Genomic DNA, 22,060 nt, shown 5'->3' with positions numbered 1-22,060 from the left:
AAGATGACCCCGCCAGGGCCCGGTGTTCGCCGGGCCCTGGCCGTTTGGATCCTTTAGTCCTGCCGGCTGCCCCTGGTCAGCGCCGCCGGATCCAGCAGTTGGCGCAGCTCCGCTTCCGGCAGGCCGCTGTGCTCCAGCGCCACCTCCAGTATGGGCCTGCCTTCGGCGTAGGCCTTTTTCGCGATCTCGGCGGCCCTGGCATAGCCGATCACCGGATTCAGGGCGGTCACCAGTATGGGGTTCCTGGCCAGGCTCTGGTCGATGTGGGTCTGGTTGACGGTGAAGCCGGCGATGGTGTCGGCCAGCAGCGGGGTGCTGTTGGCCAGCAGCCGGGTCATGGTGAGCAGGTTGTTGGCCACCAGTGGCAGCATGACGTTGAGCTGGAAGTTGCCGGACTGGCCGGCCACCGTGATGGCGGCATCCAGCCCGATCACCTGGGCTGCGACCATGGCCACCGCCTCGGGCACCACGGGGTTGACCTTGCCGGGCATGATGGAGGAGCCGGGTTGCAGCGCCGGCAGCTGGATTTCGGCCAGGCCGGTGAGCGGACCCGAGTTCATCCAACGCAGGTCGTTGGCGATCTTCATCAGCGCCACCGCCAGGGTCTTGAGCTGGCCGGACAGCTCCACCGCCGTGTCCTGGCTGCTCAGGCTGTAGAAGTAGTCGTCCGCCGGACAGAAGTCGAGGCCGGTATGGTGGTTGAGGTAGTCGCAGGCCAGTTCGGCCTGGCGCGGATCGGCGTTGATGCCGGTGCCGATGGCGGTGCCGCCCAGGGCCAGTTGCTGCAGCCGGCTCTGCAGTCCTTCCAGCCGCTCCCGGCCGTGACGCACCTGGGTGGCCCAGCCGCCCAGCTCCTGGTCGAAGCGCAGCGGCATGGCGTCCATCAGATGGGTGCGGCCGGTCTTCACCTGATCCTGCAACTGTTCGGCCTTGGTGAGGATGGCCTGCTCCAGTTGGTGCAGGCCGGGCAACAGCTCGCGGCTGAGGGCGAGGGCGGCGCTGACGTGGATGGCGGAGGGGATGACGTCGTTGGAGCTCTGCCCCATGTTGACGTCGTCGTTGGCGTCCACATCCCGGCCCAGGCGGGCGGTGGCCAGGTGAGCCAGTACCTCGTTGACGTTCATGTTGGTGCTGGTGCCGGAGCCGGTCTGGTAGACGTCGATGGGAAAGGCATCGGCGTGGCGGCCGGCGATGATCTCTTCGGCGGCCTGGATGATGGCGTCGGCCTTGTCCTGCTCCAGCCGCTTCAGCTGGCCGTTGGCATGGGCGCAGGCCGCCTTGATCTTGGCGACGGCCCGGATAAAGGCCCTGGGCATGGGCTGGCCGGAGATGGGGAAGTTGTTGATGGCGCGCTGGGTCTGGGCGCCGTAGAGGGCATCGGCGGGCACCTGGATGTCGCCCATGGAGTCCCGTTCGGTTCTCATCTTCATTACCCTTTCCTTCTGTTGTTGGCCTGGGGCTGCGAAAACAAGGTGCTGCTATTCTTTGATTTCCCTTTGGGCTGGGGAGTTTCCTTTTTCGGTCTGGCTGAAGTGGGACAGGTGCCTTCCCCGGTTTGTTGGCAAAGCCGTCTGTTATCATCTTATCCGTCGGCCAAAGGGCCAACTCCGTCGACACGCTTCAAGCACATCCCTGTGACGCTCGGCACATGCCTTCCCTGGCATGTGCCGGTCGACGGAGCCGTTCCCTTTGTCCGCCTGTTTTGCACGGGAGTCGCCTGCTCAATATTGACTGACGACTTTTTGGCAGCCTGTCCCAGCCTTTATTCATACAGACAACAGCTTAGCACCGCCTCCCGGGGCCGGAAGCCCTGGTCCTGCAAAAAGGCGGCAAGGCCGTCCCGTTCCCCGGCCGGCGCCTGTGCCGGATCGCAGTCGAGCCGGGTCAGGCCCGCCGCCCTGGCATCCATGGTTATCTGGCGCAGCAACTCCCGGCCTATGCCCCGGCGACGGGTCAGGTCGCGCACCGCAAAAAAATCGAGCCGCTCGTCCCGGCGCCAGGCCAGGGCCACCGCCCGGTCGTTGAAGGTGGCGAGGTAGAACTCCGCCTGTGCGGGCAGCGGCGTTCCCTGCAGGATCAGCTCGACGTGCTGGCGGTGTTGTTCGGGGAGCCGGGAAAGACGGTGTACGGTCAGGCGCATGGCTGGCCTCCTTATGCTTAAAAGCGGCAGTTTATCACGGGCTCCGGTGGTCATGGCGAGCATCGACAACGTCCGCGCGGCGCTGCATCATATCGGCAGGCAATTTGAGCGAGGCCCCGCCGTCCCATGAGTATCGACACCACGGCCCTGAACCGCACCATGACCCACTTCGACCGGCACCACAGTTTCTGGTTGTTCGGCTACGGCTCGTTGATCTGGAAGGCGGATTTTCCCTTCCTGGAACGACGACCGGCCTGGATCACCGGCTGGGCCCGCCGGTTTTGGCAGGGCTCCCACGATCACCGGGGCACGCCCGAGGCGCCCGGGCGGGTGGCGACCCTGGTGCGGGAGCCGGGGGCGATCTGCCACGGCATGGCCTACCGCATCCGGCCCGACACCCTGGGTGCCCTGGATCTGCGCGAAAAGAACGGCTACCTGCGGGAGCGGCTCGAGTTGCACCTGGCCGGGGATGGGGTGGTGGAGGGGCTGATCTACCTGGCTGCCGCCGACAATGCCGCCTTTCTGGGCGAGGCGCCGCTCGCGGTCATGGCCGACCAGATCGCCAGGGCCCGCGGGCCGAGCGGCAGCAACCGGGACTACCTGCTCAACCTGGCCCGGGCCCTGGAAGAGCTGGGCGTGGTCGATCCCCATATCGATGCGCTGGCGGCGGCCCTGCCCGAATTGGCCTGAACCGGCGACGGGAACAGGTTATACTGGCCGTCTTAACTGGCGAGGTGTGCTATGGAATGTCGAAGCGGTTGCGGTGCCTGTTGCATCGCTCCCAGTATCAGCGGGCCCATACCGGGCATGCCGAAGGGCAAGGCCGCCGGCGAGGCCTGCATCCACCTGCTGGGAGACAGGCGCTGCGGCCTGTTCGGCAAGCCGGAGCGACCGCCGGTGTGCGATCGCTTCCAGGCCGCCGAGGACGTGTGCGGCAACAGCCGCGAGCAGGCGCTGTGGCTGCTGGCCGAGCTGGAATCAGCGACGCGCTAGCCAGGACTGGGGGTCTATGGCCTGGCCCTGGTAGCGGATCTCGAAATAGAGCCCGGGCTGGCTCTGGCCACCGCTTTCGCCGCTGAGGGCGATGGCCTGGCCGGCGCTGACCTTGTCGCCCGGCCCCCTGAGCAGGGACTGGTTGTGACCGTAGAGGCTCAGGTAGCCCTTGCCGTGGTCGATCACCATCACCATGCCGAAGCCGTTGAGCCAGTCGGCGTACACCACCTGGCCGTTGGCCACCGCCCTGACTTCCTGCCCCGGCCGGCCCCCGATCAACAGGCCCTTCCAGGTCAGCTCGCCGGTGCGGCGTGAACCGAAGCGGTGCAGCAACTGGCCCTGCAGCGGCCAGGGCAGACTGCCCTTGGCCAGGCCGCCGAAGCTGCCGGTGGCGGGCGCCACCACTGGCGTACGCCCCGAGCCGCCACTCTGCCGCCCCGCCGCCTGTTCCCGCTCGGCCCGCTCCCGGGCCAGACGTTCACGTTCCAGCCGCTCCCGTTCCGCCTTTTCCCGGGCGGCCTGTTCGCGGGCCGCCCTTTCCTGGGCGGCCTTGATCTGCTGCTCCAGCTGATTGGCGGCCTGCTGCAGGCTGGTCAGACGCTGGTTGCCCTGCGCCAGGTTGGCGTTGAGCTTTTGGGCGGTGTCGTTGCGCTTGGCCTGCTGCGCCTCGAGTTTCTGCTGCTCGCCCTGCTGCCGGGTCAGCAGCTGGTTGAGCTGGTTGCGGCTCTGCTCCGCCTGGCGGCGGTTGTCGGCCAGCTGCTCCCGGGTGTGGGCCAGCTCCTTGAGGGCATCGGCCCGGACCAGGTTGAGATGGGCGTAGTAATGCAGCAGCCGATCGATGTCGGTGCTGTCCTGGCCGTTCAGCAGCAACTTGAGGTAATCGTGACGGCCGTTCTGGTAGGCGGCCCTGAGCTGCTCCGCCAGCAGCCGTTGCTGGCGTTCGGACTGCCGGTTGAGCTCCCCGTGCTCCCGGTCCAGGCGGGCCAGCGTGACCTCGAGTTCGGTCAGCCGGTTGCGGGTCTGGTTCAGCTCCCGCGCCATGGCGGAGATGGCCTTTTCGTCCCTGGCGAGCTGCTGCTGCAGCTCCTTCAGCTGTTTTTGCTGCTGCCGGACATCCTGCCGCTGGCTGGCGATCTGCCCCTGCACCTTCTTGAGTTCGGCGCCGTCGTCCGCCCAAGCGAAAGCACCGGCCATCAGGCCGGTGCTAAGCAACATTGAAACAATCAGTCTGTGCAAGCCCATAGGGCCCTGATTATTTCAGAACCATCAGAGGCTTGCCAGTCATTTGCTCGGGGATTTGCATGCCCATCAGGGTCAGCATGGTGGGGGCCAGATCCGACAGCTTGCCGCCTTCCACCGGGGTGGCGTCGCGACCGACGTAGATCAGCGGCACCGGCAGGTTGGTGTGGGCGGTGTGGATCTCGCCGGTCTCGGGGTTGACCATCTGCTCGGCGTTACCGTGGTCGGCGGTGATCAGGCATTCGCCCCCCACCTTCTCCAGGGCGGTGACCACCCGGCCGATGGAGCTGTCCACCGCTTCGCAGGCCTTGACCGCCGCCTCGAACACCCCGGTGTGGCCGACCATGTCGCCGTTGGGGTAGTTACAGATGATGACGTCGAACTCCCGGCTTTCGATGGCTTCGACCAGCTTGTCGGTGAGCTGCTCGGAGTTCATCTCCGGCTGCAGGTCGTAGGTGGCGACCTTGGGGCTCGGGATAAGCGTGCGCTTCTCGCCCGGGAAGCAGTCTTCGATGCCGCCGTTGAAGAAGAAGGTAACGTGGGCGTATTTCTCGGTTTCGGAAATACGCAGCTGGGTCTTGTCGTGCTTGGCCAGCCACTCGCCCAGGGTGTTGACCAGTTGCTCGGGCGGGTAGGCGCAGCTGGTGCGGATGTCGGCGGCGTACTCGGTGAGCATCACGAAGTCGCTCAGGGCGGGGCGGGCGTCGCGCTCGAAGCCGGTGAAGTCCTCATCCACGAAGGCGCGGGTGATTTCACGGGCACGGTCGGCGCGGAAGTTCATGAAGATGACGGCGTCGCCGTCCTGCATGGCGACCGGCTCGCCCACCACGGTGGCCTTGACGAACTCGTCGTTCTCTTCCCGGGCATAGGCGGCCTGCAGGGCGTCCACGCCGGAAGCATACTGGAACTCGGCCTTGCCCTGGGTCAGCAGGTCGTAGGCGCTCTGCACCCGATCCCAGCGGTTGTCGCGGTCCATGGCGAAGTAGCGGCCGACGAGGGAGGCCAGGCGGCCCTTGCCCAGTTCGGCGAAGAGGGCCTCGAAGCGTTCGATGGAGCCTTGCGCGGAGCGGGGAGCCACGTCGCGGCCGTCGAGGAAGCCGTGTAAGTAAATTTCATCGGCCCCGCGTTCGGCGGCCAGCTTGATCATGGCCGCGATCTGGTCTTCGTGGCTGTGTACGCCGCCCGGTGACAGCAGGCCCATGATGTGCACCGCCCGGCCTTTGGCCTTGGCAGCGTCCACCGCCTGGGTCAGCACCGGGTTGGTGAAGAAGTCGCCGTCGGCGATGGCCTTGTCGATACGGGTCAGATCCTGGTAGACGATGCGGCCGGCGCCGATGTTGACGTGGCCCACTTCGGAGTTGCCCATCTGGCCGTCGGGCAGGCCGACGTCGTGCCCGGAGGTGGAGATCAGCACCGAGGGACGGTTTTTCATCAGGTCGTCCATCACCGGGGTGCGGGCGCTGTGGATGGCGTTGTGTTCGGTCTTTTCGCTGTAACCCCAGCCGTCGAGGATGATCAAAACCAGGGGCTTTTTGGTCGAGTTCATAGTGTAACCCTATGTTGTTATTTGGAAGTAAAAGTTAAGAAAGCTGAAACTGTCTGTCATATTACTACAATTGCCGATTTAGTCACCAGGTGCAGGCCAGGGGTATTTCCGATGAGCGGCGCAGGCCTCGCCTATCGATGGCCGCTATCGGGACCGGGCTGCTGTTATTTGTTGATACCCCATGTATACTCGGGCTTTTCCGCATTTTGACCCGAAAGAAGTAACAGCATGCAAGAGTATCTCGATTTTGCCGCCAATCATCCCTTGCTGACCATGGCCTGGCTGGGTCTGGCGTCGGCGGTGGTATACATGACCGTCGCCTCCAGGCTGAGCAAGGTGCAGGTGGTGGCCTCCCAGCAGGCGGTGCTGCTTATCAACAAGCAGGACGCCGCCGTGGTCGACGTCCGCGCCGCCGAGGAATTCCGCAAGGGCCATATCGCCGGCGCCATCAACGTGCCCGCCAGCCAGCTCAAGGCCAACAACCTGAACCTGATCGAAAAGTTCAAGGACAAGCCCCTGGTACTGGTGTGCGAAACCGGCATGACCACCAGTGGCGTCGGCCGTGTGCTGACCAAGGCCGGTTTCAAGCAGGTGTACGCCCTGCGCGGCGGCATGGCGGACTGGCGCAGCCAGAACCTGCCGGTGACCAAACGTTAATTTCTTCACACAGCATACTATAAGGATATCTTCATGGCTGAAGCAGCAAATGGTGCCACCAATCAGGCCCAGCAACAGGTTGAATTCCAGATCCAGCGCATCTATCTGAAAGACATGTCGTTCGAGGCCCCGGGCACCCCCCTGGTGTTCCAGAAGGAATGGAAGCCCGAGGTCAAGCTGGACCTGGACACCAAGAGCGCCCGCCTGGGTGATAACGTGTTTGAGGTGGTGCTGACCCTGACCGTCACCTGCAAGATGGAAGAGGACACCGTCTACCTGTGCGAAATCCAGCAGGCCGGCGTCTTCACCATCGGCAACATGGCCGAGCCGCAACTGGCCCACTGCCTGGGTTCCTTCTGCCCCAATATCCTGTTCCCCTACGCCCGTGAAACCGTGGCCAGCCTGGTGAACAAGGGCTCTTTCCCGCAGCTGAACCTGGCGCCGGTGAACTTCGATGCCCTGTTCGCCGCCCATGTGCAGCGTGCCCAGCAGCAACAGCAGGCGGATGCCTGATGACCCAGGACGCCGCCATCTCGGTTCTGGGTGCCGGCTCCTATGGTACGGCACTGGCCATCGCCCTGGCCCGTAACGGCCATCGTACCCTGCTGTGGAGCCACAGGCCCGAGCAGGCGGCGACCCTGGCCGCCGATCGCTGCAACAAGGTGTTCCTGCCCGATGCCCCCTTTCCCGCCAGCCTGGAGCCCGAAGCCAGCCTGGAGCGGGCGGTGCGGGCCAGCCGCGACCTGCTGATCGTGGTGCCGAGCCATGTGTTCGCGGATCTGCTCCGGCAGGTCAAACCCTTCCTGCGGCCCGACAGCCGCATCGCCTGGGCCACCAAGGGCCTGGATCCGGCCAGCGGCAACCTGTTGCAGCAGGTGGCGCGGGAGATACTGGGAGAGGGGATACCGCTGGCGGTGCTGTCCGGCCCCACCTTCGCCAAGGAGCTGGCCATGGGCCTGCCCACCGCCATCTCCCTCGGTTCCACCGACGCCGGCTTCGCCAGAGAGCTGGCGGACCTGCTGCACTGCGGCCGCTCCTTCCGGGTCTATCTCAACGACGACATGGTGGGACTGCAGCTGGGCGGGGCGGTCAAGAACGTCATCGCCATCGGCGCCGGCCTGGCCGACGGCCTGGGCTTCGGCGCCAACGCCCGTACCGCGCTCATCACCCGCGGCCTGGTGGAGCTGCAGCGCCTGGGGGTGGCCCTGGGTGCCGAGCAGGAGACCTTCATGGGGATGGCGGGGCTGGGGGATCTGGTGCTCACCTGCACCGACAACCAGTCCCGCAACCGCCGCTTCGGCCTGGCCCTGGGCCAGGGCAAGAGCGTGGACACCGCCATGGCCGACATCGGCCAGGTGGTGGAAGGCTACCGCAACGCCGCCGAGGTGCACCAGCTGGCCGCCCGCCACGGGGTGGAAATGCCCATCTGCGAGCAGGTCTACCAGGTGCTCTATGAAGGCAAGAACGCCAAGGAAGCGGCCCTGGCCCTGCTGAGCCGGGATCGCAAGGTGGAATAACGCCGCTTGAGCAGGAAGCTGACTGCTTCCCACGGGCGACGTCGATGCCAAGACAGGTGGGCAAAGGGAACGACTCCGCCGACCGTCACATGCCATGGACGGCATGTGCGAGCCTACATGGATGTACTTGCGGCGTGTCGGCGGAGTTGGCCCTTTGGCCGGTCTTGCCGAGATCATCAGGCCTTATCGACAAATAAAAGGGGAGCCATCGAGGCTCCCCTTTGAATTGATTGCGGCCGGCGGCTCAGTAGTAGGAATGCTCGCCGCGCTCGTGTTCGGTGGCGTCGCGTACCCCGGTCAGTTCGCCCGGGAACAGCTCGAGCAGCTGCTTCTCTATGCCTTCCTTCAGGGTGACGTCGACCATGGAACAGCCGTTGCAGCCGCCGCCGAACTGCAGTATGGCCAGGCCGTCCGGGGTGATTTCGGTCAGCACCACCTTGCCGCCGTGGCTGGCCAGGCCGGGGTTGATCTGGGACTGCAGCACGTACTCGACCCTATCGGCCAGGGGAGCGTCTTCCGGCACCTTGGCCATCTTGGCGTTGGGCGCCTTCAGGGTCAGCTGGGAACCCATCTGGTCGCTGACGAAGTCGATTTCGGCCGCGTCCAGGAAGGGCGCGCTTTGTTGATCAACGATGGCGTCGAAGCCCTCGAACGGCAGGTGCATATCGTCCGGATCCACGGCGTCGGGCGGGCAATAGGAGACACCGCACTCGGCATTGGGGGTGCCCGGGTTGACCACAAACACCCGGATATTGGTGCCTTCCGGCTGTTGCGACAGCAGTTTGCGGAAGTGGCCCTGGGCGGTCTCGGAAATCGTAATCATCGCTATCCTCGTAAACCTGACTAAACAACTCAACTTTTATCATACCCTTGTTGTTGGCGCTTGAATAGCCGTCAGTGCTCGAGAGTGCGGCATGGCGCCCACACCTCGACCCGCTCCACCCCGGCGGCGTGCAGCAGCCGGGTCAGCTCCGCCATGGTGGTGCCCGTGGTGATGACATCGTCGAGCAGTGCCACATGGCGATAGGCGAGGGGGGACAGGCTGAAGGCGCCGCGCAGGTTGCGCCGGCGCTGGCGGCGATTGAGGTGGGTCTGGGAGGTGGTGGCGCGCACCCGGTGCAGGACCCGGTTGTCGACGGGGATGGCGAGCCTGTCCGCCAGGCCTCGGGCGATTTCCTCCGCCTGGTTGTAGCCCCGGCGCAGCTGGCGCCACCAGTGCAGGGGCACCGGCAATATCGCCTCGGGCCAGGGCGGCTCGGTGGCGTCGGCCAGCAACTGGCCCAGCAGGCGACCGTTGAGCGCCCGGCGGTGATACTTGAGGTCGTGGACCAATCGGCTGTAGGGGGCGGTGAAGTCGGCCAGCACCCGTAGTCGCTGCCAGGGCGGCGGCCGGCGCTGGCAACGGCCGCAGTGGGCGTCCTCCACCGCCAGCGGAAAGGCGCAGAGCGGGCAGGGACGCTCCAGGCGGGGCAATTCGTCGCGGCATTGGCGGCAGATCAGGGGCTGCCCGGTGCAGTTCTGCCGGCACAGCAGGCACTGCCCCCACCACAGCGGGCCGGATTGTACGCGGGCGGTCAGACGTCTTATCATGGGGCGCTATCGATAACGGGTGTCTGTGATGAGTGTATATGTAGAACGACGGGGGCGAGGACCGGATCTGGTGCTGCTGCACGGCTGGGGCATGAACGGCGCCGTCTGGCAAGGGCTGGCCGAGCTGCTGGAGGGCGACTTCCGGCTGCATCTGGTGGACCTGCCGGGATTCGGCCACAGCCCGGCGCTGCCGGCTTCGGCGGGGCTGGACGACTGGACCGGGGCCGTGCTCGGCGCGGCACCGGCCCGGGCGGCCTGGCTGGGCTGGTCCCTGGGGGGGCTGGTCGCTACCCATGCCGCCCTGCAGCAGCCCGAGCGGGTCGGCGGCCTCATCACCCTCGCCAGTTCGCCCCGCTTTGTGGCCGGGGACGACTGGCCCGGCATCAAGGCCGGGGTGCTGGCGGAATTCGAGCGGCAACTGGCGGAGGATCACCTGCAGGTGGTGAACCGCTTCCTGGCCCTGCAGGCCATGGGCAGCGAGCACGCCCGGGACGATATCCGCCGCCTGCGCGACAGCCTGGGACAAAAACCGGCCCCCGACGCCGGCGCCCTGGCTGCCGGCCTGGCCCTGCTGGCCGAGGTGGATCTGCGGTCGAGACTGGCCGAGCTGCGGGTGCCGCTGCTGCGGCTCTACGGCCGGCTCGACGGCCTGGTGCCGAAAAAGGCCGCAGCCCTGGTGGACGAGCTGGTGCCCGACAGCCTGAGCCATATCGAGCCCAAGGCCTCCCACGCGCCCTTTATTTCCCATCCCGACGCCACCGCCGAGCGGATCCGCCGTTTCCTGCACGAGCTGAACCGAGGCGTCTGACGGCGCTACCCGCTTGGGGCAGGGCTGTCAGGCCCGGTGAGACTGTGCTCGTGGCTGTCCGGGCCGGCGTCCTCATAGCGGGGCAGGCTGTCCGCGGTCTCGAACCAGTCGATGCGGCTTTGCCGCCAGATATGGTATTGGGGAGCGAGCCGGTAGGGATGGTCCAGGCTGGCCAGGGTCACGTCCACCGTCCTGGCGTCCTGGCGCCGGCGAAAGGCCAGCTGGGTGCCGCAGCGGGGGCAAAACTCCCGCTGACTGTGGGGGCTGGAGTAGAACGCCGCCGGCGTCCCCCGGCGGTAGTCGAAACCGGCGATCGCGACCGTCAACCAGGCCACGACGGGCGCGCCGCTGGCGCGCTGGCAGAGTCGGCAGTGGCAATAGCCGGCATCGATGGGGGCCTGGGTGATCCGGTAACGCAGGCCGCCGCAGAGGCAGCCGCCTTCCAGTTCGGTATACATGTCGTTTCTCCCCGTGATGGATGTGGCTAAGTGTAGGCGCCGGCGCCCCTGGATATGAAATCGGGCGGCAAGGGCCACCATCAGGGGCCATAATAAGAAGGCTGACAGCGGCGATGGAGGTAGTGATGGCAATACCGGTGATTTTGCCCAACCTGGCCCCCAATCTGGCCCAGCCCACCACGGAGGCGGCCCGGGCCGACAACGTCCGCCGCCCGGTGATCCCGGTGATCAAGGCGGTGCAGCCCTACGTACCCATCCGCAAGCGGGACAAGGACAGGGATCGCCACCGGCGGGAAGCGGCCTTCGAAGCCTGGCTGAGCCTGCACCAGGGCGTCTGCTGGATTGGCGCCAGTCCCGCCATGAGCCGCCGGCTCGATGCGATCAGCCGGCGTTACCACAGCCGGGGCGAAAGCGCCGGTATCGCCCTGGATATCGAAGTCTGATCTCCCGGAGGTCGTCGCCATGGCCAGTTACTCAGTGATCCTCAAACGCAAACAGCAGGTGGCCGATCGGACCCTGGCCTTCTATTTCGACAAGCCCGGGGAGTTCGCCTTCCGGGCCGGGCAGTGCATCCGGCTGGTGTTGATCGATCCGCCGGAAACCGACGGGGAGGGCAGCGGCCGTATCCTGTCCCTGGCGTCGGCGCCCGCCGAGGCGGAGCTGATGGTGGCCACCCGGATCCGCGGCAGCGCCTTCAAGCGGGTGCTGAGCGGTTTGGCTCCCGGCACCGAACTGACCCTGAAAGGCCCCTACGGCGACTTCGTGCTGCCGTCTGATCCCCGCACGCCCGTGGTGTTCATTACCGGCGGCATCGGTATCACCCCGGTGCGCAGCATGCTGCTGCAGGCCCTGGCGGAGCAGGAGGAACGGCGCCTGGTGCTGTTCTACGCCAACCGCCAGCCGCAGGACGCCCCTTTCCTCGAGGAGCTGCAGCAGGCCTGCGCGGACGACGCCCGCTGCACCCTGGTGGCGACCATGACCCGGGCGGAGCCCGCGGCAACCGGCTGGCAGGGCGAGCGGGGCCACGTGGACGAGGCCATGCTGGCGCGCTACCTGGATGAGGTGCAGGCGCCGCTCTATTTTGTGGACGGCCCGCCGGCCCTGGTGGCGGCGATGAAGGCCATGCTGGGCCGGCTCGGGGTGGCCGAAGAGCGGGTGCGCACCGAGGAATTCGCCGGTTATTAGCGGCCCGGGCCGCGAAAATCTGTTACGAAGTGCCAGGAAAATAGATCTGCCGCTGCTCTGTGTGTAAAATTCGCGCTCTTCCGATGAGCAATTGAGACGATCCCATGGGCAGAGCCTATCAAAACCGCAAGGAATCCATCGCCAAAACGGCGAACGCCAAGAGCAAGGTCTACAGCAAATACGGCCGCGAGATCTACGTTACCGCCAAGTCAGGTGGGGCAGACCCTGACGGCAACCTGTCCCTGCGCGGCCTGATCGAGCGCGCCAAGAAAGATCAGGTGCCGAGCCACGTGATTGAAAAGGCCCTGCAAAAGGCCACCAGCGGTGCCGGCGAGGACTTTTCTCCCGCCCGTTACGAGGGCTTCGGCCCGGGCAACTGCATGGTGATCGTCGACTGCCTGACCGACAACCCCAACAGGACCATCGGCGATGTGCGCCAGTGCTTCAACCGGGTCAAGGCCAAGCTGGGTACCTCCGGCACCGTCAGCCACATGTTCGATCACTGCGCCATCCTGGCCTTTGCGGGCGACGACGAGGAAGCCGTGCTGGAGGCCCTGATGGAGGCCGATGTGGACGTGACCGACATCGAGAATGAAGACGGCCGCATCACCGTGTTCGCGCCCCATACCGAGTACTTCAAGGCCAAGCAGGCGCTGACCGAGGCCTTCGAGGGCATCGACTTCGAGGTGGACGCCATCCAGTTCGTGCCCCAGACCACGACCCCGGTCAGCGGCGACGACGTGGCCCAGCTCGAGCGTTTCCTCGACATGCTCAACGACGTGGACGACGTGCAGAACGTCTACCACAACGCCGAGTACTGATCCCAGGGGGCCGGCATGTGGCCCCTGTGTCGACAGACCCTCCCCACGGAGGGTTTTTTATCTCTGTCCGGCTGCACCGGAACGATGAATCGCTAACAATCCTTATCATCATGGTGCACCAAAAATCCGCATTTTTTCCTCTTTCCGGCCCGATGGACGCAGCAGCGGGCCGCGGCCTTTGTTCCAACCATGGACGAGAACTCTTTATATTCAATGGATTACGCTATCACTGGTGAGCTTTTTGTCACTGGTGGCACGATAGTTGCCTTTATTTTTTACGATTAAAATTTATTTCGTGAACATGTTTACAGGTTGTTAAATGTTGATCTAGTATTAAATCGTTAACAATAAATCAGCATTTGTGTGAACAAGGAGTCAGCCGTGAGGATCAAGATCATCAATCCCAACACCACCCAGTCGTTTACCGATGCCTTGCAGCGGCTGGCCGATGCGGTGGCCCGGCCCGGTACCGAGATACTGGCGGTCAGCCCCGCCAGCGGTCCCAGCGCCATCGAGAGCTTCTACGACGAGGCCCTGGCGGTGCCCGGCGTACTGGACGAGATCGCCAAGGGCGACCGGGAGCAGGATATCGACGCCTATGTGCTGGCCTGCTTCGGCGACCCCGGCCTCTACGCCGCCCGCGAGCTGACCGACAAACCGGTGCTGGGCATCGCCGAGGCGGCCTTCCACCTGGCGGCCATGGCCAGCGCCTGCTTCAGCGTGGTGACCACGGCGCCCCGGGTCCGCTTCATGACCGAGCACCTGGTCAGCCGTTACGGCTTCGGCGAGCAGTGCAAGAAGGTGCGCACCACCCCCATCCAGGTGCTGGACCTGGCGCGCTCGCCGGAGGCCGCCATCGCCAAGGTGATCGCCGAGTGCCTGCGGGCGCGGGAGGAGGACAAGGCCGAGGCCATCGTGCTGGGCTGCGCCGGCATGTCCCAGTATCGCGCCCAGATCGAGCAGGAAATCGGCATCCCGGTGATCGATGGCACCGTCGCCGCGGTCAAACTCTGTGAGGCCATGGTGGACATGAAACTGGGAACCAGCAAGGTGCTGACCTTCAACTGGCCCCGCCCCGAGCTGGCCAACCCCGGGCGCGGCCTGCGCATCGCCTGAGGCGGGACGGCTCAATGGCGGCAGGCGGGGATACCCGGTTGCCGGCACAGGATGCACGGCTCAAGGCGGCCGGCAGAGGAAAGGGTGGTGGCAACGCCACCCAGTGATGGAATACCGAGGACAAACCAATGGCAATCCAACAAGTGAACAGCGAAACCGCGATTCCCATGGCCCAGGCCGACGCCAAGCCGGTCGCCGCCGGGGAGGTGAAGGACAAGAAGGCGGGCGATGAATCCCTGGCTCCCCAGAAACACCGCATCATGGGCCGGGTCTCCTACCTGCTGGCCTGGTTCGGCGGCTGTGTCTCCATCGGCACCTTTACCATGGGCTCCAGCATAGTGGGCACCCTCAACCTGTTGCAGGCGACCCTGGCCATCGCCATCGGCTGCTTCGTGATCGGCATCGCCCTGGCCCTGAACGGTGCCGCCGGCTACAAGTACGGTATCCCCTTCATGGTGCAGGCGCGCGCCGCCTTCGGTTTTACCGGTACCCGCTTCCCGGGGCTGGTGCGGGCGGTGCCGGCCATCGTCTGGTACGGCTTCCAGAGCTGGATCGGCGCCGGTGCCCTCAATGCGGTGTCGGCCACCCTGTTCGGCTTCGACAACCTGGTGCTCTACTTCATCCTGTTCCAGTTCCTGCAGATAGGGCTGTCCATCTTCGGCTTCCAGGGCATCAAGTGGCTGGAAAACGTGGGCAGCGGTTTCATTCTGCTGGCGCTGGTGTACATGTTCTACAGCGTGATCAACCGCTACGGCGACGAGATCACCACCAACCTGGTGAATGTGGAAGGCACCTGGGGACTGCCGTTCTGGGGGGCGACCATGCTGTTCCTCGGCATCTACAGCACCATGATGCTCAACGTCAGCGACTATTCCCGCGAGCTGAAGGAAGGCACCAAGGCGGGCCTGCTCACCACCATCTACGCCATGTCCATCCTGCCCTGCACCCTGTTCATGGGACTGATCGGGCTGATGGTGTCCGGCGCCACCGGGGTGTCCGACCCCATCCAGGTGTTCTCCAGCGCGGTCGACAACACCCTGTTGCTGATCATCACCCTGCTGTTCATCGCCTTCGCCCAGGTCACCACCAACGTACTCAACAACGTGGTGCCGCCCACCTATATCCTGATGGACGTGTTCAAGCTGAAGTTCCGCACCTCCACCATACTGGTGGGCCTGCTGGCGTTCTGTACCTTCCCCTGGGAACTGGTGAAGGATGAATCCTCCGCCGGCCTGCAGCTGTTCGTGCAGACCTACTCCGCCTTCCTCGGCCCCATCTTCGCGGTGATGGTGGTGGACTACTTCATCCTGCGCCGCCGCCAGCTGGATCTGGACAAGCTCTATGACGAGAACGGCCCCTACCGCGGTGTCAACTACGGCGCGGTGATCGCCGCCCTGGCCGGCGCCGCCGTGGCCCTGATCTTCTCCTCCGTGTCCTGGTACGCCAGCCTGCTGCCCGCCGGTGCCATCTACTACCTGCTGATGCGGCACTGGCAGCCCTGCCAGCGGTTCCGTCAGTAATCACGCCGGGGGCCGGGACGGGCCCCCGATTCCGACCTTCAGATGAGGAATACCGATATGGACGATCTCCAACTCGAGGTAAAGGGGCGGGATCCCCTGCTGTATAACCAGGATCTGGCCCCCATCAAGCACAAGGACCGCAGCTGGGGCTGGTTCGAAATCTTCAACGTCTGGTCGAACGACATCCAGAGCCTGTTCGGCTACACCCTGGCCGCCTCCCTGTTCCTGACCTACGGCCTGAACGGCTGGGCGGTGATGGCCGCCATCATCCTGGCCGGCTTTATCGTCATGGTGCTGGTCAACCTGACCGGCAAGCCCAGCGTCAAGTACGGTATTCCCTTTCCGGTGATGATCCGCGCCAGCATGGGGGTGCGCGGGGCCAACTTCCCGGCCCTGCTGCGCGCCATCATCGGCATCTTCTGGTACGGGGTGCAGACCTACTTCGCCTCCACCGCCGTGACCCTGCTGCTCACCGCGCTCTGGGGCGTGGGCAACGGCAGCAGCTTCCTCGGGTTGTCCGGCACCGCCTGGCTGTCGTTCCTCATCGTCTGGCTGTTCCAGATCCTGCTGTTCTGGCAGGGCATCGACAAGATCAAGACCTTCCTCAACTGGGCCGGTCCCCTGGTCTATGTGGTGATGCTGGCGCTGATGGCGATCGTCTGGGTCCAGGCCGGCGACCAGCTGATCCCGGCGGTGGGCACCATCTTCAGCGGTGGCGGCAGCTACGAGGGCGGCAGCATCGCGGCCTTTACCGCCATCGTCGGCACCATGGTGGCCTATTTCGCCGCCGTGGTGATCAACTTCGGCGACTTCACCCGCTTCGTGCGCAGCGAGCGGGAGATGAAGATCGGCAACCTGGTGGGGCTGCCGCTCAACGTGGCCTTCTTCTCCTTCATCGCGTTGATCATCACCGCCGGCACCCTGGTACTGTTCGGCGAGGCGCTGACCAACCCGGCCGATATCGTGGAGCGGGTGGATTCCCTGCCCCTGACCATAGTGGCGGCGCTGACCTTCTTCGCCGCCACCGTCGGCATCAACCTGGTGGCCAACTTCATTCCGCCGGCCTATGACCTGGCCAACCTGTTCCCCAAGGCGATCAGCTTCCGCATCGGCGGGCTGATCACCGCCGTCGTCGCCTTCTTCGTGGGCGCGCTCTGGGTGTCGGTGATCAGCCAAATCGGCATCCCCGGCTTCGTCAATGCCCTGGGCGCCATCGTCGCCCCCTTCTACGGCATCATAGTGGTGGACTACTACCTGGTGAAAAAGCAGACGCTGGACATGGAGCAGCTGTTCTCCACCGATCCCAAGGGCGCCTACTATTACCAGAACGGCTGGAACGCCAAGGCGCTGATGGCCTTCGCCCTGGCGGCGCTGTTTTCCATCTCCACCGTGCTGGTACCGGCGCTGGCCGATCTCAACGGCTACGGCTGGCTGATCGGCGCCGCCCTGGGCGGGGTTTTCTACCGGATGCTGATGCGCCGCTCGGTGCCCCAGGCCAGTCCCAAGGTCAGCAAGGCCGGCTGATAAAACCCACCGAACGAAGAGGGGGCCCGGCCCCTTCTTTCCTTAACAAAATATTACATTTATTGTTGACAATATAAGCCCTGTGCTAATCTGTGCGCGTTATCCGTTCCACCAACAGAGTGATCGCGCCCCTGGTGGCCGACTCAAGACGGCAGGAAATAAGAGCACCTCACCAGGGGGCCTGCCATGCATCCAAGGTAGCGCCATGCAGAATAAAACCAACGATCTCGACAGCGTCTATCAACGCATCTGGGAGGCCATCGTCGCCCACAAGCTGTTGCCGGGCACCCGCCTGAAAGAGGAAGATCTGAGCGAAACATTCGGCCTCAGCCGGGGCTTCGTGCGCAAGCTGCTGCTGCAGCTGTCCCACCACAAGCTGGTCAACCTGGTGCCCAACAGCGGCGCCTTCGTGGCCGAGCCCTCGCCGGAAGAGGCGCGGGAAATCTTCCAGGCCCGCCGCCTGATCGAGGCCGAGCTGGTGCGGGAGCTGGCGAGCAAGTGTACCGCCCGGGAAAAGCAGCTGCTGCAGGAGCACGTGGAGCGGGAGCACCAGGCCTTCGCCCAGGGGCAGCAGAGCCTGCGCATCCGGCTGTCCGGCGAGTTCCACCTGCTGATCGGCAAGCTGGCCGCCAAGCCGGTGCTGACCTCCTTCCTGCACGAGATCATCCCCCGTTCTTCCCTGATCATCGCCCTCTACCAGGGCCCCGGGCCGCTCAAGGGCAAGGCGCGCCATTCCGGGGTGTCCTGCAGCGAACACACCGGCCTGCTGGAGGCCATTGCCGCCCACCAGGTGGACAAGGCGGTGCAGCTGATGATCGACCACCTCAATGAAATCGAAGCCCAGCTGCAGCTGGAGCCGACTCACGACGAAGACGTCAACCTCAAGGAAATCTTCGCCGACCTCTGAGTACCCATAGGACGGCCATCTGCCCCATGCCCTGCCCCAAAAAGGGTAGTGGGGCCTCTTTTGGGTGCAGATCCCGCACCGCCGTCCCTTCCGGGTGTTCTCTTTCCAGCCGCCGGGCCCGCCCGGTTAGTGACTGATCTTCCACCACTTATTTTCCCCACCACGGCCATCGGTCACGGTGGCGGCAGCTTTGGCACTATCGTTGCAATTAACGTTCTGCCTGAATCGAAAGTTTCAGGCTTGCCCGATACATGGAACCCACAGAGGTGAGTAATGGAACTCGTTAAACTGCATAGCGTGAAACAGATGATGGTGCGCGGCCTGGCGGCCCTCGGCCTGCTGGCGGCGGCCAGCACCGCCCAGGCCAGCCAGTTGGCGGACATCGAACAACGCGGGGTGCTGCGGGTGGCGGTGCCCCAGGACTTTCCGCCCTTCGGCTCGGTCGGCCCGGATCTCAAACCCAGGGGCTACGACGTGGACATGGCCGCCTACCTGGCGGAGCAGATGGGCCTCAAACTGGAGCTGATCCCGGTGACCAGCGCCAACCGCATCCCCTACCTGCAGACCGGCAAGGCCGACCTGGTGATCTCCAGCCTGGGCAAGAACGAGGAGCGGGAGCGGGCCATCGATTTTACCGAGGCCTACGCCCCCTTCTTCCTCGGCGTGTTCGGCAACGCCGAACTGCCGGTGGCGACGGCCGGGGATCTGGACGGCCGGGTGGTCGGAGTGACCCGGGGCGCGGTGGAAGACATGGAGCTGGAGAAGGTGCTGCCCGACTCGGCCGGCATCCAGCGCTTCGAGGATAACAACACCACCATCTCCGCCTATCTGTCCGGCCAGGTACAGCTGATCGCCACCGGCAACCTGGTGGCCGCCGAGATCGCCGAACGCCACGCGGACCAGGCGCCGGTCGCCAAGTTCATGCTGAAGGACTCCCCCTGCTATATCGGCCTGAAGAAGGGAGAAACCGAGCTGCGCGACAAGGTCAACGCGCTGATCGCCCAGGCCCTGGCCGACGGTACCCTCGACGGCATCTCCCAAACCTGGCTGAAAGCCCCGCTGCCGGCCGGCTTCGGCAGTTGAGAGACGCGCCATGCTGAACTTTAGCGAGCTGTGGCCCTACCAGGAGCTGATCCTCCAGGGCTTGTGGGTCACGGTGGAACTGACGTGCTACGCCACGCTGGGAGGCGTGGCCATCGGCACCGCCTGTGCCGCCGCCCGTCACTACGGCGGCCGGCCCCTGCGGGCGCTGGTGGGGGCCTATGTGGAACTGATTCGCAACACCCCCTTTATCGTCCAGCTGTTCTTCGTCTTCTTCGGGCTGCCCGGCCTCGGGATCAAGGTGAGCGCCTGGGAGGCCGGCCTGCTGGCCATGCTGATCAACCTGGGCGCCTACAGCGCCGAGATCATCCGCGCCGGCCTGGCGGCCACCCCCAGAGGGCAGATAGAGGCGGCCCGGGTGCTGGGGCTCAGCCCCCGGCAGAGTTTCTTCCGGGTGGTGCTGATCCCGGCGTTCGAGAAGATTTATCCGGCGCTGACCAGCCAGTGCATCATCGTCATGCTGGGCTCGGCGGTGGTATCGCAGATTTCGGTGGCCGACCTGACCTACGCCGCCAACCTGATCCAGTCCCGCAACTTCCGCAGCTTCGAGGCCTACCTGGTGGCGGCGGCGTGTTACCTGGGGCTGGCGATACTGATGCGGCAGCTGTTCGCGCTGCTGGGCCACCGCCTGTTCCGCCACCGGAGGGTCAAGGCATGATGGAGTTCACCAACTGGGATATTTTCCGCAACCTGCTGCTGGCGGCGCGCTGGACGGTGGCATTGTCGCTGGTCGCCTTCGCCGGCGGCGCCCTGGTCGGGCTGCTGCTCACCGCCCTGCGCCTGAGCCGGCGCCGGCCGCTGCAGTGGCTGGTGCGGATTTACGTGGAGCTGTTCCAGGGCACGCCGCTGCTGATGCAGCTGTTCCTGGCCTTCTTCGGCCTGGCCATGCTGGGGCTGGACATCTCCGCCTGGGCCGCCGCGGCCCTGGCGCTGACCCTGTTCACCAGCGCCTTTCTCACCGAGATCTGGCGCGGCTGCATCGACACCTTGCCCAGGGGCCAGTGGGAAGCCGCCCGCTGCCTGGGACTGGGGTTCGGCCAGACCCTGAGCCGGGTGATCCTGCCCCAGGCGGTGCGGGTGGCGCTGGCGCCCACCGTCGGCTTTTCGGTGCAGGTGGTCAAGGGCACCGCCCTGGCCTCGATCATCGGCTTCGTGGAGCTGACCAAGGCCGGCACCATGCTCAACAACGCCACCTTCGAGCCGTTCAAGGTGTTCGCCCTGGTGGCGCTGCTCTACTTCGCGCTCTGCTATCCGCTGTCCCTGGCCAGCCAGTACCTGGAGAAAAAATTCAATGGCGCTCGTTAATATCGAACAAGTTCACAAGTACTACGGGGATCTGCACGTGCTCAAGGGCATCGATCTCAGGATCAAGGCGGGCGAGGTGGTGTCCATCATCGGCCGCAGCGGCTCCGGCAAGAGCACCCTGCTGCGCTGCATCAACGGCCTGGAAGACTACCAGCAGGGCGCCATCGTGGTCGACGGCAAGGAAGTGACCAGCGACGAGGTGCAGGTGCGCCGGCTGGCGCGCAGCGTGGGCATGGTGTTCCAGAGCTTCAACCTGTTTCCGCACCTGACGGTAGGGGAGAACCTGATGCTGGCGCCCAGGCTGGTGCTGAAGCAGGCCAGGGAGGAAGCGCGGGAGCTGGCGCGGGAGATGCTCGGCAAGGTCGGCCTGGCCGACAAGTTCGACCAGTACCCGGACCGCCTGTCCGGCGGCCAGCAGCAGCGGGTGGCCATCGCCCGCGCCCTGGCCATGTCGCCCAAGGTGCTGCTGTGCGACGAGATCACCTCGGCGCTCGACCCCGAACTGGTGGGGGAGGTGCTCAAGGTGCTGGAGGCGCTGGCGGCGGAGGGCATCACCCTGATCCTGGTGACCCACGAGATGAACTTCGCCCGGGACGTGGGCGACAGGGTGGTGTTCATGCACCAGGGCAAGGTGTGGGAAAGCGGCCCGGCCGAAGCGGTGTTCGCCCGTCCCCGGACCGCCGAGTTGCAGAGCTTTATCAATGCGGTACTGTAGCGGGACCCTTGTCGACCAGGAAAGACCCGCATGAGCCAGCTTGGCGAACAGATCCGCGCACAGTTTTCGCAACTCGGCCCCCAGGAGCGGCGGGTGGCCAGCTTTATCCTCGATCATATGGACGACCTGGCCACTTACAACTCGGTGGAACTCAGCCGCTGCTGTGGGGTGTCCAAGTCCACCGTCAGCCGGCTGTTCCGCCGCCTCGGCTACGACAGTTTCCGGGAGATGCGCGATGAAAACCGCCGCCTGCGCCAGTCCGGGGTACCCATACCGGCGGCCCTCGGCGACAGCCCGGCGGGCCTGGTCGAGCGCCAGCTCAAGTGCGAGCAGGACAAGATTGCCCAGTTGCTGACCCTGCTCGGCGACGGCAGCCTCGACGTCCTGATCGACCGCCTGGCCGGGGCGCGGCGGGTGGGCATCATCGGCTTTCGCAACAGCTATCCGGTGGCCCTGCACCTGCGCCAGCAACTGGTGCAGGTGCGTGCCGGGGTGCAGCTGCTGCCCCAGCCGGGCCAGACCCTGGCGGAGGAGCTGGTCGATTACGGCGCCGACGACCTGATCATCCTGGTGGCCTTTCATCGCCGGCCGGCGCTGTTTCCCAAGCTGCTGGCCAGCCTGCGCCGGAGCGGGGTGCCGCTGGCGCTGATGGTGGAGACCCAGGCCGAACTGCCCGACGCCCCTGACTGGCTGCTGGAGCTGCCGCTCGATTCGGTGTCCGCCTTCGACAGCTACAGCGCCGCCATGTGCACCGTCAGCCTGATCTGCAATCTGCTGCTGCACCGGCAACTGGAGCAGGGGCGGGAGCGCATCGGCCGCATCAACGAACTCTACCGGCAGACGGAGGAGCTGGATGCGGGGTTAGGCTGAAACACGCCTTCAAACGGGTGCTGGCCGGGCTGGCCCCGGGAACCGAAC

25 protein-coding genes are annotated in these 22,060 nt (G+C 65.3%); 18 read left to right on the top strand and 7 right to left on the bottom strand.

The annotated features are described in order from the left end of the window. Positions 1-53 precede the first annotated feature (53 nt). Together ACT7DK_RS19035 and ACT7DK_RS19030 are read right to left on the bottom strand one after the other, a co-directional pair. On the bottom strand, positions 54-1,430 hold the full coding sequence (locus ACT7DK_RS19035) for a class II fumarate hydratase (RefSeq protein WP_445401934.1): 1,377 nt from the start codon (positions 1,428-1,430) through the stop codon (positions 54-56). A gap of 332 nt (positions 1,431-1,762) precedes the next feature. Further along, entirely contained in the window at positions 1,763-2,140 is a 378-nt protein-coding gene (locus ACT7DK_RS19030) for an acetyl-CoA sensor PanZ family protein (RefSeq protein WP_445401932.1), read from the bottom strand. A gap of 126 nt (positions 2,141-2,266) precedes the next feature. On the opposite strand from ACT7DK_RS19030, the gene ACT7DK_RS19025 reads away from it, so the two are divergent. Together ACT7DK_RS19025 and ACT7DK_RS19020 are read left to right on the top strand one after the other, a co-directional pair. Continuing rightward, the gene (locus ACT7DK_RS19025) at positions 2,267-2,830 is read left to right on the top strand and encodes a gamma-glutamylcyclotransferase (RefSeq protein ID WP_445401930.1); all 564 of its coding nucleotides are present in this window, start codon (positions 2,267-2,269) and stop codon (positions 2,828-2,830) included. A gap of 51 nt (positions 2,831-2,881) precedes the next feature. Then, the gene (locus ACT7DK_RS19020; protein WP_445401928.1) at positions 2,882-3,133 is read left to right on the top strand and encodes a YkgJ family cysteine cluster protein; all 252 of its coding nucleotides are present in this window, start codon (positions 2,882-2,884) and stop codon (positions 3,131-3,133) included. Here ACT7DK_RS19020 and envC read toward each other — a convergent pair. Together envC and gpmM are read right to left on the bottom strand one after the other, a co-directional pair. After that, the gene (envC, locus tag ACT7DK_RS19015) at positions 3,119-4,348 is read right to left on the bottom strand and encodes a murein hydrolase activator EnvC (protein ID WP_445401926.1); all 1,230 of its coding nucleotides are present in this window, start codon (positions 4,346-4,348) and stop codon (positions 3,119-3,121) included. The genes ACT7DK_RS19020 and envC overlap by 15 nt on opposite strands. A 37-nt stretch (positions 4,349-4,385) precedes the next feature. Further along, positions 4,386-5,918 (bottom strand): 2,3-bisphosphoglycerate-independent phosphoglycerate mutase, encoded by a 1,533-nt coding sequence (gene gpmM / locus ACT7DK_RS19010; protein WP_445401924.1) that lies wholly within the window; start codon positions 5,916-5,918, stop codon positions 4,386-4,388. A 228-nt stretch (positions 5,919-6,146) separates the two neighbouring features. Here gpmM and ACT7DK_RS19005 point away from each other — a divergent pair, with 228 nt between their 5' ends. From ACT7DK_RS19005 to gpsA, 3 genes are read left to right on the top strand one after another with little or no spacing between them, the layout of a single operon-like run. Next, entirely contained in the window at positions 6,147-6,575 is a 429-nt protein-coding gene (locus ACT7DK_RS19005) for a rhodanese-like domain-containing protein (protein ID WP_445401922.1), read from the top strand. A 33-nt stretch (positions 6,576-6,608) separates the two neighbouring features. Further along, positions 6,609-7,088 carry a protein-export chaperone SecB gene (gene secB / locus ACT7DK_RS19000; RefSeq protein ID WP_445401920.1) on the top strand — a complete coding sequence of 160 codons (480 nt, stop codon included), beginning with the start codon at positions 6,609-6,611 and terminating at the stop codon, positions 7,086-7,088. Further along, positions 7,088-8,092: an NAD(P)H-dependent glycerol-3-phosphate dehydrogenase gene (gene gpsA / locus ACT7DK_RS18995; protein WP_445401918.1), complete on the top strand. Its 1,005-nt coding sequence runs from the start codon at positions 7,088-7,090 to the stop codon at positions 8,090-8,092. The genes secB and gpsA overlap by 1 nt, the downstream gene beginning before the upstream one ends. Positions 8,093-8,336: 244 nt before the next feature. Here gpsA and nfuA read toward each other — a convergent pair whose 3' ends face one another. Together nfuA and ACT7DK_RS18985 are read right to left on the bottom strand one after the other, a co-directional pair. Further along, positions 8,337-8,915, bottom strand: coding sequence for an NfuA family Fe-S biogenesis protein (gene nfuA / locus ACT7DK_RS18990; RefSeq protein WP_445401916.1), 579 nt, complete (start codon positions 8,913-8,915; stop codon positions 8,337-8,339). 71 nt (positions 8,916-8,986) lie between these two features. Further along, positions 8,987-9,682 (bottom strand): phosphoribosyltransferase family protein, encoded by a 696-nt coding sequence (locus ACT7DK_RS18985; protein ID WP_445401914.1) that lies wholly within the window; start codon positions 9,680-9,682, stop codon positions 8,987-8,989. Positions 9,683-9,710: 28 nt separating this feature from the next. On the opposite strand from ACT7DK_RS18985, the gene bioH reads away from it, so the two are divergent. Then, a complete protein-coding gene (bioH, locus tag ACT7DK_RS18980; protein ID WP_445401912.1) occupies positions 9,711-10,490 on the top strand; it encodes a pimeloyl-ACP methyl ester esterase BioH in 780 nt (259 codons plus the stop codon). A gap of 5 nt (positions 10,491-10,495) precedes the next feature. On the opposite strand, the gene ACT7DK_RS18975 is transcribed toward bioH, so the two are convergent. Then, a complete protein-coding gene (locus tag ACT7DK_RS18975; RefSeq protein WP_445401910.1) occupies positions 10,496-10,948 on the bottom strand; it encodes a GFA family protein in 453 nt (150 codons plus the stop codon). Between the two features lie 125 nt (positions 10,949-11,073). On the opposite strand from ACT7DK_RS18975, the gene ACT7DK_RS18970 reads away from it, so the two are divergent. The 12 genes from ACT7DK_RS18970 to ACT7DK_RS18915 all read left to right on the top strand — a co-directional run bounded on the left by ACT7DK_RS18970 (position 11,074) and on the right by ACT7DK_RS18915 (position 22,012). Beyond that, positions 11,074-11,391: a hypothetical protein gene (locus ACT7DK_RS18970; protein WP_445401908.1), complete on the top strand. Its 318-nt coding sequence runs from the start codon at positions 11,074-11,076 to the stop codon at positions 11,389-11,391. 19 nt (positions 11,392-11,410) lie between these two features. After that, positions 11,411-12,133, top strand: a complete 723-nt coding sequence (locus ACT7DK_RS18965) for a ferredoxin--NADP reductase (RefSeq protein ID WP_445401906.1) — start codon at positions 11,411-11,413, stop codon at positions 12,131-12,133. A gap of 104 nt (positions 12,134-12,237) precedes the next feature. Then, on the top strand, positions 12,238-12,954 hold the full coding sequence (locus tag ACT7DK_RS18960; protein WP_445401904.1) for a YebC/PmpR family DNA-binding transcriptional regulator: 717 nt from the start codon (positions 12,238-12,240) through the stop codon (positions 12,952-12,954). A 381-nt stretch (positions 12,955-13,335) separates the two neighbouring features. After that, positions 13,336-14,070 (top strand): aspartate/glutamate racemase family protein, encoded by a 735-nt coding sequence (locus ACT7DK_RS18955; protein ID WP_445401902.1) that lies wholly within the window; start codon positions 13,336-13,338, stop codon positions 14,068-14,070. Between the two features lie 128 nt (positions 14,071-14,198). Next, complete coding sequence (locus ACT7DK_RS18950) at positions 14,199-15,590, top strand: NCS1 family transporter (RefSeq protein ID WP_445401900.1); 1,392 nt, start codon at positions 14,199-14,201, stop codon at positions 15,588-15,590. A gap of 57 nt (positions 15,591-15,647) precedes the next feature. Next, positions 15,648-17,114, top strand: a complete 1,467-nt coding sequence (locus ACT7DK_RS18945) for an NCS1 family nucleobase:cation symporter-1 (protein WP_445401898.1) — start codon at positions 15,648-15,650, stop codon at positions 17,112-17,114. Between the two features lie 205 nt (positions 17,115-17,319). Further along, positions 17,320-18,021: a GntR family transcriptional regulator gene (locus tag ACT7DK_RS18940; protein WP_445401896.1), complete on the top strand. Its 702-nt coding sequence runs from the start codon at positions 17,320-17,322 to the stop codon at positions 18,019-18,021. Positions 18,022-18,294: 273 nt separating this feature from the next. Next, positions 18,295-19,104 carry a transporter substrate-binding domain-containing protein gene (locus ACT7DK_RS18935; protein ID WP_445401894.1) on the top strand — a complete coding sequence of 270 codons (810 nt, stop codon included), beginning with the start codon at positions 18,295-18,297 and terminating at the stop codon, positions 19,102-19,104. 10 nt (positions 19,105-19,114) lie between these two features. Further along, positions 19,115-19,780 (top strand): amino acid ABC transporter permease, encoded by a 666-nt coding sequence (locus ACT7DK_RS18930; RefSeq protein ID WP_445401892.1) that lies wholly within the window; start codon positions 19,115-19,117, stop codon positions 19,778-19,780. Then, positions 19,777-20,427, top strand: coding sequence for an amino acid ABC transporter permease (locus tag ACT7DK_RS18925; RefSeq protein ID WP_445401890.1), 651 nt, complete (start codon positions 19,777-19,779; stop codon positions 20,425-20,427). The genes ACT7DK_RS18930 and ACT7DK_RS18925 overlap by 4 nt, the downstream gene beginning before the upstream one ends. Then, positions 20,414-21,142 (top strand): amino acid ABC transporter ATP-binding protein, encoded by a 729-nt coding sequence (locus ACT7DK_RS18920; protein WP_445401888.1) that lies wholly within the window; start codon positions 20,414-20,416, stop codon positions 21,140-21,142. Before ACT7DK_RS18925 ends, ACT7DK_RS18920 begins: the two co-directional genes overlap by 14 nt. Before the next feature lie 30 nt (positions 21,143-21,172). Then, complete coding sequence (locus ACT7DK_RS18915) at positions 21,173-22,012, top strand: MurR/RpiR family transcriptional regulator (RefSeq protein ID WP_445401886.1); 840 nt, start codon at positions 21,173-21,175, stop codon at positions 22,010-22,012. The last annotated feature ends 48 nt before the right edge of the window (positions 22,013-22,060 follow it).

The organism is Zobellella sp. An-6 (assembly GCF_052487945.1).
The sequence above is the reverse complement of the archived record's forward strand: the minus strand, read 5'-3'. Positions and strand labels throughout refer to the sequence as shown.